The organism is Pedobacter sp. UYP1 (assembly GCF_040547305.1).
Lineage (GTDB): Bacteria > Bacteroidota > Bacteroidia > Sphingobacteriales > Sphingobacteriaceae > Pedobacter.
This window is the reverse complement of the sequence record NZ_JBEPPL010000002.1, coordinates 128,939-141,150: the sequence shown is the minus strand read 5'-3', so window position 1 is coordinate 141,150 and position 12,212 is coordinate 128,939. Positions and strand designations below refer to the sequence as shown.

Genomic DNA, 12,212 nt, shown 5'->3' with positions numbered 1-12,212 from the left:
TTGTTTTTACCTTTGCGGCACGAAATAGCGCTGCTGGTAGGGCAATGAATTTCAGAAAAAAATGGCAAAAGCATCAGAAGTGAAAAGCGGTAATATTCTTCGTTTCAATGGAGAATTAATAGTAGTAGAAGAGTTTCTACACCGGACTCCTGGAAATTTAAGAGCTTTTTACCAGGCAAGAATGAGGAACATTAAAAGCGGCAAATTAGTCGAGTATAGGTTCCGCACAGATGAAGAGGTAACGATATGCCGGGTAGAGACAAATGATTATCAATATTTATACGAAGATGGAGAATTCCTCGTTGTTATGGATAACAGTTCTTTTGAACAATTTAACATCCCAAAATCATTATTTGGGGACCAGATTAAATTCTTAAAAGAAGGCATGAATGTTGTAATAGCATTCGAGAGTGAAGAGCCGATTTCGGCACAAACTCCCCAGCATGTTGAGCTGGAGGTTACCTACACAGAGCCCGCTGTTAAAGGGGACACTTCAACAAGTGCATTGAAATATGCGACCGTTGGAGCAGACGTTGAAATTAAAGTGCCGATGTTTATCAATCAAGGCGATAGGGTTAAGGTTGATACACGTACAGGTGAATATATAGAAAGAGTAAAATAAGAATTTTCATAGTTTAGTTTTAGGTTTAGGTTGATTTTGGCTTCGGAGTGGTTCCCGAAGCCATATTTTTTTCAAGACTTTTTTATTCCGCAGGGTCTGTTCAGGTTCAATTCGCGTGAGCATCACAAAAAAAGCTGCTGGAGTAGAAGTCCCGGGTGAGAGAATAGCGCAGAATTTCCACCCATTGACACATAATGGGGTAGTTGGTGCAATATTATAACTTGAAGGTAACAAAGGATCACCAATTTCGTTGTAACCATACCGTCTTGCCATAACATATAATCCTTTATACATCAAAAAGGGATCAAAAAACTTTAATTTTGCCTACTTTTTTGGGTTTCGGCTTCCCCATATTTGTAGCATTAATTTACAAAGATTTATTCCGCTTTCCCAGAGCCAGTAGTCCCCGAATAATTGATCCTGTTTTGTTGCGCATAGTGATTTTTTTGGACAAGATTTCTAACTTGCAGGGCACAGCACTATTAAAAGATGAATAAAGCAGAAATCAGGAAACAGGAGGCTAAAAAAAGAAAAGAACTTAATTCAGAGCAGGTTTCTGCATTAAGCGGGAAATTATTGGAGCAATTTACTGCCCTTAATCTGAGCGCTGTAAAAACACTTCATATATTCCTTCCGATTGCCGAAAAGAATGAACCAGATACTTTTTTGTTTATAGATTGGCTGAATAAATACCATCCGCAGGTCAAAATAATTGTACCCCGTGCAGATTTTAAAACGTCTTTAATGACACATCATCATTATAGGGGTGAACAAGAGCTTTTAAAGAGTTCTTTTAATATTCTGGAGCCAGTTGACGAAGAAGAGTATAAAGGTGATATAGGCCTCGTTATTGTGCCTTTACTGGCATTTGATGACCGGGGTTATCGCGTAGGATATGGGAAAGGGTTCTATGACCGGTTTTTAGAGGGGAGAGACACGCTTAAAGTGGGCTTGTCTTTTTTCAAAAGCGTGGGCATCATTGCTGATACCCACGAGAATGATATTCGTCTTGATCTTTGTATTACACCAGATCAGGTGATCTATTTTAAAGATTAACTTCCTTTCAGGAAATTGATCAGAAGATAATCAGCGATTATGGGGTTAATTCCAATAAAATCGGACAATGGTCAGAGTGTATAGCATCTGACAAAATCTTAACGTCTTTAATCCGGTCCAGCATAGGTTGTGTTGCCAAATGATAATCGATACGCCAGCCCAGGTTCTTGCCTCTGGAACCTGCTCTGTAACTCCACCAGGTGTAATGATGCGGATCTTTATTCAGGTGTCTGAAAGTATCAATAAAACCAGCTTCCAGGAACAAGCCCATCCACTCTCTTTCTTGCGGAAGAAAACCAGAAGAATTTGCATTGGATTTAGGGTTATGTATATCAATTGCGGTGTGACAGATATTATAATCACCAGAAATGATCAGATTTGGATAAGTTTCCCGGAGTTTGGTAATATACTTCTCGAAATAAGCCATGAATTCATACTTTTTGACCTGTCTCTCGTCTCCGGATGATCCGGATGGCAAGTAGACGCTCATTAAAGAGAAAGTGTCAAAATCGGCCCTTAAAATGCGCCCTTCTTTATCAATCCATTCCTCACCGCACCCATATTCAACGTGATTAGGTTTTATCTTTGAAAATATAGCGACTCCGCTATATCCCTTTTTTTCTGCAGCAAACCAATAATGGTGATAACCCAGGTTCTCAATTAAACCAATTATCTCCGGAATTTGAGAAGGAAGGGCTTTCACTTCCTGAAGACAGATCATATCTGCATCCGTCGATTGCAACCAACCTACAAAGTTTTTTGTAGAGGCAGCACGGATTCCGTTCACGTTGTAAGAAAGTATTTTCATCGTGTTTTCTATTGTTTTTTTTCGGGGTGTTTATTGTTTTTTAATTGAACTCAAGAGCACTTCGTGGTTTAATGGTGATGAAGCTTGCCGGGCTGAAAAGCCCAAGCAGGTTTCATCGTGTTGTATATTGTTTTTAATGTTATTGGTTAAGCAGAAAGGTGACTTCATCACCTCCTGATTTTTTCATCTCTTTTTCCAGCCTGCGCGCCTTTCTTTTTTTCAAAAGTGTAACCGTCATTTTTACATCTGCCAAAGGACGGTTATTGGAATCTGTTTTCACTGCGGCAATTGAATCAATCATTGGTAATCCACTTACGACTTCGCCATAAACCGTATACCGTTTATCCAAATGAGGTACCCCGCCTTCATTCTTATAAATTTCGCGTTCCCATTGCGGAATTTTAAATTTTAATCTGTTAACCTCCATGCTGTCCAGCTGGGCATCGGTGAATTTCTTTCCCTGTACCAGGTAAAACTGGCAGCCACTAGACGCCATCAGCGGGTTGTCATCTCTTGCCGCAGCTAATACGCCCTTTTTATGAAACAGGCTATCGCGGAATTCGGCAGGTACAGTATAACCCACATCCCCATTTCCTAATTCTTTACCTGCCGGAGCATTTTTAGAATCAGGATCACCTCCCTGAATCATAAATGAATGGATTACCCGGTGGAAAAGTGTTCCATCATAAAACCCTTTTTTAACCAGTTTAACAATGTTATCACGGTGCTGCGGAGTTTTATTGTATAGCATAATGATACATTCACCCTGCGCTGTTGTTATTTTTAGATACTGATGTTTTGGCCCGGAAGCGAAAACAGAATTCAAGCAGAGCAGGAGCAAAAAGGTAAAGAATGGCTTCATCTGGTCGGTATTTTTGGCTAAGTTAAGACAGAATTCTACTTTTAAAAACTGGTATGGCATAATCTTGTAATCTTTCTGTTTCTAACTGACTCTGCTTTTCGCTTTCAAAAATTTATACTTAAGTTTGATAATTGATACTATTAATACGTAAATGAAATTAAAACAAAGGATAGCTTTAGGATTATGTGCCTTTTACCTGATTAGCGTAATTGGTGTTGCCCTGAGCCTGCATTTTTGCGGGGGTGAACTATCTGGAATTCATTTGACGGAAGTTGCCCATTGTGGTGGCTGTAATGAGGCGGAAAAATCAGTTAAAAAAGAAGATTCCTGCTGTAAAAACACAAAGGTTGATGCAAAAATCAAAGACAGTCATCAGACAGGTCTGAAAATTGATGTTCCTAAAAACCATAGCCTTCCGGTATTAATCTCTTCTTATATTTCTGAACTGCTGTCCTTTGTTTTACCTCAGCTATTCACTAAAATTAAAGAGGAGGCACCTCCTTTATCCGCGCGGGTCGCCCTGCATGCCTACAACTGCGTTTTCAGAAATTAGATCAGGAATAAATTAAATGTAATTGCGGATTTTCATTCGCCATTGCCTCTTTGTATCAATTTATTTCAAATCATTAGCCCCGTTTTTAATATTCAGACAGGCTTATAACAATTTCATTATGAAAACTATCAAATATATCATCCTTCTATTCTGCTTATTTATTGGCGGAAATACCTTCGCGCAACAGATTTCTAAAGCTGAATTACAGGTTAACGGGCTTACTTGCTCTATGTGTTCAAGAGCTACGGAGACCTCTTTAAAAAGTCTTGGTTTTATTGAGACGGTGTCTCCAGACCTGAATAGAAATGTCTTTGTCCTTACTTTTAAAGCAGATCAGAAAGTAAATCTGGACGAAATCAGAGATAAAGTTCAGGATGCGGGATTCTCTATAGGAGACCTTTCGGCCACGATTAATTTCAAAAATACACAAGTTGATGCCGCTGGGCTTGCTGAACTTGATGGTGCTGTTTTTCAGTTCATTAATGCAAAAAACAAAACGTTGGACGGCCCGGTTATCGCCCGTATCATGGATAAGGATTTTATCACTTCGTCAGCTTTTAAGAAACAAGCTGCGGAACTAAAATCTGAAACCTATCTTAAAGGAAAAGGTGTTGTTCAGGGTAAAGAAACACGTATTTTTCACTTAAGTATTTAAGCACAAGAATGAAGTTTATTCAATTAGCAGCAATATTTTTTCTGCTTGGCGGGAGCTTGAGTGCGGGTGCGCAAGAATTATATGTCTTTACGGAACCTGCAAGTAATATGGCTGCCAAATCTATTGGGGTCAGAATTACCAATGAAGGGATGTTTAACGGAGGCGGAAACAGAACCATGCCTGAAGTCATGTTTAGCTTTAACAAAAACCTGATGACACATTTCCAGGGATTTTTCTCTGATATGGATGGCAAGTACAGGCTGGAAGGAGGAAGTGTTTATGCAAAATATCGTTTCCTTTCTATCGATGATACGCAGCGGCATTTGCGTGCTGCGGTATTCGGCAGGGTAAGTACCAGTAAACGGCCAACTTATACAGAAGATATTAATCTGGAAGGTGATAACAGTGGAGTTCAGGGGGGGGTAGTTGTGACTCAGCTACTTCATAAACTGGCTTTATCGGGTACAGTAAGTTATAGTAAAGCTTTTGATGTGGAAAGTCAGCGGGTGGCGGGAACCTTACAGCCTGATCAAATGATCGGGTATAGCTTATCTTCCGGATACCTGGTGCTTCCATTTGTTTATAAAAACTACAATCAGCCAAATTTCAATGTTTACTTTGAAATGCTGGGTAAAACAAATCCGGCAAACGGAAAGTCTTACCTGGATCTTGCACCCGCTTTACAGGTTATACTGAATAGCAGGACACGTATTGATCTGGGATACAGGTTCCAGGTAGCAGGAGATATGGCTGGCAGATATAATAAAAACATGTACCTGGTACGTGCAGAATTTAATTTCTTTAACGTTTTAAAATAATATTATGAAACCATCATGATTTTTCAAATCTCATCACGAAATGGATATAAAATCATGTTAGCTTCATTACCATAAAACCACGAAGTGCTCTTGAGTTCAATTAAAAAACAATAAACACCCCGAAAAAAAACAATATACACTTATGAAAACAGTAATTTTAGGTTTAGCCTTAATTTTAGGCGCATTTGTACAGCCTGCCCTTGCGCAGAATGCTGACGTTTCTGGTAAATTCAACCAGAGTTTAAAAGGCTATTATGCTTTAAAAAATGCCCTTGCGACAGATAATTCTGGGGAAGCTCCAAAATTGGCACTGGCATTACAAACCTCGGTCAAAGAAGTTCCACACAAAGGATTTAAGGACACTAAACAACACTTATTATGGATGTCTGAATCGGCTGTAATTCAGCAGAAAGCGGTGGAGCTAAGTAAAAGTAATGACCTGAAAAGTCAACGCAAAAGCTTTGAAGGAATCAGCACTGCATTTATCAAATTAACTAAAGAATTGAAGCTGAATACTCAGGAAGCCTTTGTTCAATACTGTCCGATGGGTAAATTCAGCTGGTTGAATGAAGTTAAAGAAATACAAAATCCTTATTACGGGAGCCAGATGTACGACTGTGGTACTGTGAAAGATACGCTTGCAAAGAACTAAACATTTCTTATCATACATCAAGGGTTTTTGCCATAATTCCCTATACGTTTGTATGGTTATTTAAAACACATCATTTATGAAAAAGATATTTTTATTTCTGCTTGTCGCTTCCATCAGCACAGCATCATTTGCACAAACAAAGTGGTCTGTAGACCCTATGCATACCTTCATTAACTTTGAAGTTAAACACCTGGGTATCTCCTTTGTAAATGGGTCATTCAAAAAATTTGAAGGCACAATTGATGCAGCTAAACCAGATTTAACAGATGCTAAAATCAACTTTACTGTAGATGTAAACAGCGTTACTACTGGTGTTGAAATGAGAGATAATCATTTGAAAACAGATGATTTCTTCAATGCAGAGAAATATCCAACTATGACTTTTGTGGGTTCGTCTTTCAAGAAATTGAAAGATAATAATTATGAACTTGCTGGTAAATTGACCATCCGAGACGTAACGAAAGACGTGAAATTCAGCGTTGTTTATGGTGGAGTAGCTAAAGATCAGCAGGCAAATACAAGAGCGGGCTTTCACGCTACTACCACGGTTAACCGTTTAGATTATAACATTAAATATGATCCAAGTGGAATGGCAGTAGCTAAAGACATCAAAATTGAATTAAACCTGGAATTCGTTCAGGCTAAATAATATTCTTGTTTAAACGGAAAAGGGGTTGTTTAAGCAGGTGAATGCTTAGATAACCCCTTTTTTTAGTTAAAAATTATGGCAAACTTATCAGAGCTTAAAAATTTAACAGGAAATCTTCCTGTTCAGGATGAATTGATGCCGGTTTTGTTTATTGGTCATGGTTCTCCAATGAATGGGATCGAAGACAATGAATTTAGTCAGAAATGGGCTGATATGGGCCGCACGATGCCCATTCCCAAAGCTGTTATTGTCGTTTCTGCACACTGGTTTACCAGGGGTACAGCGGTTACAGCAATGAACTTTCCGAAAACAATCCACGACTTTGGCGGATTTCCACAGGCTTTATTTGATGTAGAATATCCTGCACCGGGCAGCCCTTTACTGGCCGCAGAAACAGCAAAGCTGATTACCAGTACAGACGTTGTTTTAGACCATGACTGGGGACTGGATCATGGGGCATGGACAGTATTACAGCATATGTTTCCAAAGGCTGATATCCCTGTACTGCAATTGAGTATCGATTATACGAAAGATCCAAAGGCTCACTATGAAATGGCTGCCGAACTTTATCAGCTTCGTAGAAAAGGGGTATTGATTATGGGAAGTGGTAACATGGTCCATAACCTGAGGATGATGAATTGGGAGATGATAAACGGTGGAGGATATGACTGGGCACTGGAAATTAATGATCAGTTCAAGTCTTTGATTATGAATAAAGAACATCAACCTTTGATGGCTTATCAAAATCTTGGCAAAGCTGCTATGCTGGCCATTCCGACACCAGAACATTATTTGCCGTTGTTATATACATTAGGCTTACAAAATGGGCAGGAAGAAGTTGTGCTTTTTAATGACAAGGCAGTTGGTGGTTCTTTAACGATGACTTCTGTCCGGATTGGTTAGATCCTGCTGAATTGAAGCAGGCCCCTGTAACATTTGTAAAACGTTCTTTTATGGCAGAAGGTGAGGCTTGATTTTTTTCATAAATTGCGGTCTAAGTTTAAATTAATGAAGAAATTCTGCCTCTTATTTTTATTGGGTTCCAGTATCGCACAAGCTCAGGAAAGACCTGTTTTAACTGTAGAAAGTATTATGCGTGACCAGAAATGGTTAGGTGTTTCCCCGTCTGATTATCATTGGTCTGGTGATAGTAAAACAATATATTTCAAATGGAACCCAGAAATTAAGGATAGTAACGAGTCTTATAAAGTGGACATTTCTTCTGGGAAACCAGTTAAAACTACAGATAAACTCGCTGAACAGCAAAGTATAGGTGATTATACTTACAACAAAGACCGTAGTTTAGGACTTATTGAAAAGTCGGGTGATTTATTCATTTATAATTTCAAAACAAAGCAGCAGCGCAGACTCACCAATACTTTAGAAGCGGAACGTAACGCCGTTTTTTTGAACGATGGGACAATTGCCTTTCAAAAGGGAAATAATTTATATGCACTCAACCTGAATACTTCGGAGCTGAAACAGCTTACCAATTTTGTTTCCGGGAAAAAGACTCCTGCGGGTCAAAATACACAAGACAGCTGGTTAAAAAAGGAACAGGATGGACTTTTTGAAGTGCTTAAAAGCAAGAAAAAGCAGGAAGCTTTCAGGCTTGCTAAAAAGAAAAGTCTGAGCGGGGATGAAAAACCTTTGAGGGCAATTGAACTGGGTAATCAGCAATTGAGTAATTTGGTAATTAGTCCGGACGGACATTATATCAGCTACAGATTGAAAATTCAGGCGGAGGAAGGCAGAGAAACGATTGTTCCGAATTTTGTGACTGCATCAGGGTATACTGAAGATATTCCGGGCAGAACTAAAGTAGGAGAGCCTTTACCAGCTTATAACAATTTTATCTATGATCAGCAGCGGGACACTATTTATAAAATCCAGACGGCAAAGATTCCTGGGATTAAGGATCTGCCAGACTATTTGAAAGACTATCCAAAGGAATTGGAAGTCGTGGTAAAGAAAAATGAAGACAGAAAAGTAAATTTATCTGCACCGGTATGGAATGCTGCAGGGACGATCGCTGTTTTAACAGCAGAATCGCAAGATAATAAAGATCGCTGGATCTTGAAGTTAGATGCACTGACAGGTGGCTTAACCCTTCTCGACAGACAACGCGATGAAGCGTGGGTTGGCGGGCCTGGTATCAATTCAGATAACCTGGGATGGACAGATAATCAACATATATATTTCCAGAGTGAGGCGAGTGGCTACGCACATCTATATGTTGCTGATGTTGTTAGCGGAGTTAAGCGCCAGCTAACCAGCGGAAAATGGGAAGTGAAAAATCTTTCTTTGTCAAAAGACAAACAGAACTTTTATTTTACGGGAAACATAGAACATCCAGGAATTACGCATTTTTATAAAGTGAGCATCCATGGTGGAACACCGGTTAAAATTACCAGTATGAAAGGAGGGAATGAAGTCACTTTATCCCCTGATGAACAATGGTTAGCTATCAATTATTCTTACATGAACAAGCCTTGGGAGCTTTATATTCAGGCAAATAAACCAGGTGCTAAAGCAATCAGGGTAACGGAATCTTCTTCTGCTGAGTTTAAAGCTTACCCATGGAGAAAGCCAGATCTGGTTTCTTTTAAAAACAGGTATGGTGATGAGGTATATGCACGTGTTTATCCGGCATTAAAGCCTGCTGCGAATCATCCTGCGGTTGTATTTGTGCATGGTGCAGGTTATTTGCAGAATGTACATTACTGGTGGAGCCAGTATTCCAGGGAATATATGTTCCATAATCTGCTTGCAGATAATGGTTACACGGTAATTGATATCGATTACACAGCAAGTTCCGGATATGGCAGAAACCATCGTACAGGAATTTATCGCCATATGGGTGGTAAAGATTTAACGGATCAGGTAGACGGCGTAAAAATGCTGGTGGAGAAATACCAGGTGAATCCGCAGCATGTAGGGATTTACGGGGGGTCATATGGTGGGTTCATTACTTTAATGGCGTTATTCAATGAGCCTGGTGTTTTCGCTTCTGGTGCAGCACTGCGTTCGGTAACAGACTGGGCACATTACAACCATGGCTATACTTCCAATATTCTGAACGAGCCCGCTAATGATTCACTGGCTTACAGACGCAGCTCTCCAATCTATTTTGCCGAAGGCTTAAAGGGAGATTTACTGATGTGCCATGGGATGGTGGATGAGAATGTACAGTTCCAGGATATAGTCCGTTTGAGCCAGCGCCTGATTGAATTAGGCAAAAACAAATGGGATCTGGCTGTTTATCCTGTTGAAGACCATGGATTTGTACAGCCTTCGAGCTGGACGGATGAATACAAAAGGATCTTTAAGCTGTTTGAAAGGACGTTAAAGAATTAAAAGAGAGCGGGCTGATTGTTTGGTTTGTGCGTATAGCTTTTGTCTATGGGGCCATCAATATTAAGTATCTGTTATCTTTTCAATAGGGTTGATAAAGAGGCAATATTGATGTATTTTTGCACAACGAAAAAAAGAACATTATGATTAATATAGGTGAACAATTTCCAGCTTATTCAAAACCAGCTGTAGTTAGTATAGAAAAAGGAAAAGAGTTTGAAACATTAACTTCTGAAACTTTAGTAAATGAGAACAACCAATGGACTTGTATGTTCTGGTGGCCAAAAGATTTTACTTTTGTTTGTCCAACTGAAATCGCTGAATTCAACGCTAATTTCGGTGAATTCCGTGACCGTGACACTACTTTAATCGGTGCTTCTACAGATTCGGAAAACGTGCATTTAGCATGGAGACACAACCATGATGATTTACGTGGTTTAAAATTCCCAATGCTTGCTGATACTTCTAAATCATTAGCTGAAGCGCTTGATATTTTAGAGCCAACAGAAAAAATCGCTTACCGTGCAACTTTCATTATTGACCCACAAGGAATTATTCGTTGGGCTAGTGCAAATGACTTAAGTGTTGGACGTAACGTAAAAGAAGTATTAAGAGTACTTGACGCTTTACAAACTGACGAACTTTGTCCTTGTAACTGGGAAAAAGGTGAAGCAACTTTAACAGTTTAATTTAAGTTCCTGTTTATTTTTAAACAGGGTTTAATTCATAAAAACCCCTGTAAATGCATTTTGCAGGGGTTTTTTATACCCATAGAATCTGCTTTTTAAGCGAAAGACAGCTTCATAAAATCATAAAAAAATGAGTGAAAGTACTGAGACCATAGAAGAATTATTAGCCATTGTAGGTCTGAACGAAGGCTATAGAAACGAAAGTATCCATTTACTTGAAAAAGGTAATTCAAGATATGTACGTGACTTAAAATTAAATTTCAGCAGTACCCTGACTTCAGCACATATTACTGAAAAGGAATGTGCTTTACTGGGCTTAAGTATTGCAATCAATAACAACAACAAAGTATTAACTGATTTCTTCGAGAAACAGGCGCAGCAAAAAGATGCTACAGCAGAAGAAATTGCTGAAGCAACTGGTTGTGCTTCTTTACTGGCTTTAAACAATGTACTTTATCGTTTCCGTCACTTTACGGCAAAAGAGAAGTATACCCGCATGCCTGCACGCGTAAGAATGCAATTAATGGGCAACCCGGTAACTGGTAAAGAATTTTTTGAATTAATGAGTTTAGCAGTTTCAGCCGTGAATGGTTGTGAAATGTGTGTAAATGCACATGAAGAATCTATTTTGGCTTTAGGTGCTACTGAAGAACGTGTATTTGATGCGATCCGTATTGCTTCAATCGTTACTTCTGCTGGTAAGATCCTTTATTAGATTTAATCAATTTATTGAAAAAGGAGGTGTCTGAAAAGAGCCTCCTTTTGTTGTATAAGGCTATTTTTGAAAATATTTAAGTATTTATTTGGATTTACTGAACACTGTTCAGTACATTTGTGTCGTATAATTTAAGGATATGGGTATATCAGAGAGAAAAGAGCGGGAAAGAGAAGAGATGAAAACGATGATCACTACTGCGGCCATGAAAATGTTCCTGGAGGATGGTTATGCGAAAACTTCTATCCGTAATATTGCTGATGCTATTGAATACAGTCCCGGCACTATTTACTTGTATTATAAAGATAAAGATGAGTTGCTTTTTGAAGTTCAGGGACAAGCTTATCTGAAGTTATTAGAGGCATTCAAGCAAAACGTAACTAGCACCGATCCGCTGGAAAAACTGGAGCAGCTGGGTAAAACCTACGTTTCTTTTGGTTTGGCTAACCCTGAATTATATGACCTGATGTTTATTATCAGAGCGCCTACGAATGTGGATGAAACAACTCATGGACATAATGGTGATGCAACTTTTAATTACTTAATTAATTTGATTGAGGAATGTATACAGGCTGATCTGTTAATTTTTAAAAGTGCAAATCAGGCGGCATTGCAAATCTGGTCTATGGCGCATGGTCTGGTTTCTTTAAATCTTCGTTGTCGTTTAAAGGTGATGATTCCTGAAGAAGCCTCGATTCCTGAAATTTTACATAAAGCGATAGAAGAATATTTATTATCCATAAGGGCTTAGGCCTTTTTTTTGACCCATTACTAAACAC

At 38.9% G+C, this 12,212-nt stretch carries 15 protein-coding genes; 12 read left to right on the top strand and 3 right to left on the bottom strand.

Annotated elements, in window-relative coordinates; all coding sequences use genetic code 11:
* Positions 1–61: 61 nt before the first annotated feature.
* Positions 62–622 carry an elongation factor P gene (efp, locus tag ABIB30_RS04605; RefSeq protein ID WP_354299645.1) on the top strand — a complete coding sequence of 187 codons (561 nt, stop codon included), beginning with the start codon at positions 62–64 and terminating at the stop codon, positions 620–622.
* Between the two features lie 6 nt (positions 623–628).
* On the opposite strand, the gene ABIB30_RS04600 is transcribed toward efp, so the two are convergent.
* Positions 629–895, bottom strand: coding sequence for a hypothetical protein (locus tag ABIB30_RS04600; RefSeq protein ID WP_354299641.1), 267 nt, complete (start codon positions 893–895; stop codon positions 629–631).
* A gap of 216 nt (positions 896–1,111) precedes the next feature.
* Here ABIB30_RS04600 and ABIB30_RS04595 point away from each other — a divergent pair, with 216 nt between their 5' ends.
* Positions 1,112–1,678, top strand: coding sequence for a 5-formyltetrahydrofolate cyclo-ligase (locus ABIB30_RS04595; RefSeq protein WP_354299637.1), 567 nt, complete (start codon positions 1,112–1,114; stop codon positions 1,676–1,678).
* A gap of 37 nt (positions 1,679–1,715) precedes the next feature.
* On the opposite strand, the gene ABIB30_RS04590 is transcribed toward ABIB30_RS04595, so the two are convergent.
* Both ABIB30_RS04590 and ABIB30_RS04585 read right to left on the bottom strand, forming a co-directional pair.
* The gene (locus ABIB30_RS04590) at positions 1,716–2,486 is read right to left on the bottom strand and encodes an exodeoxyribonuclease III (RefSeq protein WP_354299634.1); all 771 of its coding nucleotides are present in this window, start codon (positions 2,484–2,486) and stop codon (positions 1,716–1,718) included.
* Positions 2,487–2,625: 139 nt separating this feature from the next.
* On the bottom strand, positions 2,626–3,348 hold the full coding sequence (locus ABIB30_RS04585) for a peptidylprolyl isomerase (protein ID WP_354299630.1): 723 nt from the start codon (positions 3,346–3,348) through the stop codon (positions 2,626–2,628).
* A gap of 151 nt (positions 3,349–3,499) precedes the next feature.
* Between ABIB30_RS04585 and ABIB30_RS04580 the strand changes: the two genes are divergently transcribed.
* From ABIB30_RS04580 to ABIB30_RS04535, 10 genes are all read left to right on the top strand, one after another.
* Positions 3,500–3,901, top strand: coding sequence for an HYC_CC_PP family protein (locus ABIB30_RS04580; RefSeq protein ID WP_354299628.1), 402 nt, complete (start codon positions 3,500–3,502; stop codon positions 3,899–3,901).
* 118 nt (positions 3,902–4,019) lie between these two features.
* Positions 4,020–4,556 (top strand): heavy-metal-associated domain-containing protein, encoded by a 537-nt coding sequence (locus ABIB30_RS04575; protein ID WP_354299626.1) that lies wholly within the window; start codon positions 4,020–4,022, stop codon positions 4,554–4,556.
* A gap of 8 nt (positions 4,557–4,564) precedes the next feature.
* Positions 4,565–5,374, top strand: coding sequence for a hypothetical protein (locus ABIB30_RS04570; RefSeq protein WP_354299624.1), 810 nt, complete (start codon positions 4,565–4,567; stop codon positions 5,372–5,374).
* 142 nt (positions 5,375–5,516) lie between these two features.
* The gene (locus tag ABIB30_RS04565) at positions 5,517–6,026 is read left to right on the top strand and encodes a DUF3347 domain-containing protein (protein ID WP_354299620.1); all 510 of its coding nucleotides are present in this window, start codon (positions 5,517–5,519) and stop codon (positions 6,024–6,026) included.
* Positions 6,027–6,102: 76 nt separating this feature from the next.
* A complete protein-coding gene (locus tag ABIB30_RS04560; RefSeq protein ID WP_354299616.1) occupies positions 6,103–6,675 on the top strand; it encodes a YceI family protein in 573 nt (190 codons plus the stop codon).
* Positions 6,676–6,750: 75 nt separating this feature from the next.
* Positions 6,751–7,578: a 4,5-DOPA-extradiol-dioxygenase gene (ygiD, locus tag ABIB30_RS04555; RefSeq protein ID WP_354299612.1), complete on the top strand. Its 828-nt coding sequence runs from the start codon at positions 6,751–6,753 to the stop codon at positions 7,576–7,578.
* A 105-nt stretch (positions 7,579–7,683) separates the two neighbouring features.
* Positions 7,684–10,032 carry a S9 family peptidase gene (locus ABIB30_RS04550; RefSeq protein ID WP_354299610.1) on the top strand — a complete coding sequence of 783 codons (2,349 nt, stop codon included), beginning with the start codon at positions 7,684–7,686 and terminating at the stop codon, positions 10,030–10,032.
* A gap of 140 nt (positions 10,033–10,172) precedes the next feature.
* Positions 10,173–10,718, top strand: coding sequence for a peroxiredoxin (locus ABIB30_RS04545; protein ID WP_068404771.1), 546 nt, complete (start codon positions 10,173–10,175; stop codon positions 10,716–10,718).
* A gap of 130 nt (positions 10,719–10,848) precedes the next feature.
* The gene (locus ABIB30_RS04540; RefSeq protein WP_354299607.1) at positions 10,849–11,433 is read left to right on the top strand and encodes a carboxymuconolactone decarboxylase family protein; all 585 of its coding nucleotides are present in this window, start codon (positions 10,849–10,851) and stop codon (positions 11,431–11,433) included.
* Positions 11,434–11,572: 139 nt separating this feature from the next.
* Entirely contained in the window at positions 11,573–12,184 is a 612-nt protein-coding gene (locus tag ABIB30_RS04535; protein WP_354299605.1) for a TetR/AcrR family transcriptional regulator, read from the top strand.
* Positions 12,185–12,212 lie beyond the last annotated feature (28 nt).

What these genes read in the sequence shown, in the direction of transcription:
- efp (WP_354299645.1), top strand. Translation starts at nt 62, where the DNA reads ATGGCAAAAGCATCAGAAGTGAAAAGCGGTAATATTCTTCGTTTCAAT.
- ABIB30_RS04600 (WP_354299641.1), bottom strand. Translation starts at nt 895, where the DNA reads ATGGCAAGACGGTATGGTTACAACGAAATTGGTGATCCTTTGTTACCT.
- ABIB30_RS04595 (WP_354299637.1), top strand. Translation starts at nt 1,112, where the DNA reads ATGAATAAAGCAGAAATCAGGAAACAGGAGGCTAAAAAAAGAAAAGAA.
- ABIB30_RS04590 (WP_354299634.1), bottom strand. Translation starts at nt 2,486, where the DNA reads ATGAAAATACTTTCTTACAACGTGAACGGAATCCGTGCTGCCTCTACA.
- ABIB30_RS04585 (WP_354299630.1), bottom strand. Translation starts at nt 3,348, where the DNA reads ATGAAGCCATTCTTTACCTTTTTGCTCCTGCTCTGCTTGAATTCTGTT.
- ABIB30_RS04580 (WP_354299628.1), top strand. Translation starts at nt 3,500, where the DNA reads ATGAAATTAAAACAAAGGATAGCTTTAGGATTATGTGCCTTTTACCTG.
- ABIB30_RS04575 (WP_354299626.1), top strand. Translation starts at nt 4,020, where the DNA reads ATGAAAACTATCAAATATATCATCCTTCTATTCTGCTTATTTATTGGC.
- ABIB30_RS04570 (WP_354299624.1), top strand. Translation starts at nt 4,565, where the DNA reads ATGAAGTTTATTCAATTAGCAGCAATATTTTTTCTGCTTGGCGGGAGC.
- ABIB30_RS04565 (WP_354299620.1), top strand. Translation starts at nt 5,517, where the DNA reads ATGAAAACAGTAATTTTAGGTTTAGCCTTAATTTTAGGCGCATTTGTA.
- ABIB30_RS04560 (WP_354299616.1), top strand. Translation starts at nt 6,103, where the DNA reads ATGAAAAAGATATTTTTATTTCTGCTTGTCGCTTCCATCAGCACAGCA.
- ygiD (WP_354299612.1), top strand. Translation starts at nt 6,751, where the DNA reads ATGGCAAACTTATCAGAGCTTAAAAATTTAACAGGAAATCTTCCTGTT.
- ABIB30_RS04550 (WP_354299610.1), top strand. Translation starts at nt 7,684, where the DNA reads ATGAAGAAATTCTGCCTCTTATTTTTATTGGGTTCCAGTATCGCACAA.
- ABIB30_RS04545 (WP_068404771.1), top strand. Translation starts at nt 10,173, where the DNA reads ATGATTAATATAGGTGAACAATTTCCAGCTTATTCAAAACCAGCTGTA.
- ABIB30_RS04540 (WP_354299607.1), top strand. Translation starts at nt 10,849, where the DNA reads ATGAGTGAAAGTACTGAGACCATAGAAGAATTATTAGCCATTGTAGGT.
- ABIB30_RS04535 (WP_354299605.1), top strand. Translation starts at nt 11,573, where the DNA reads ATGGGTATATCAGAGAGAAAAGAGCGGGAAAGAGAAGAGATGAAAACG.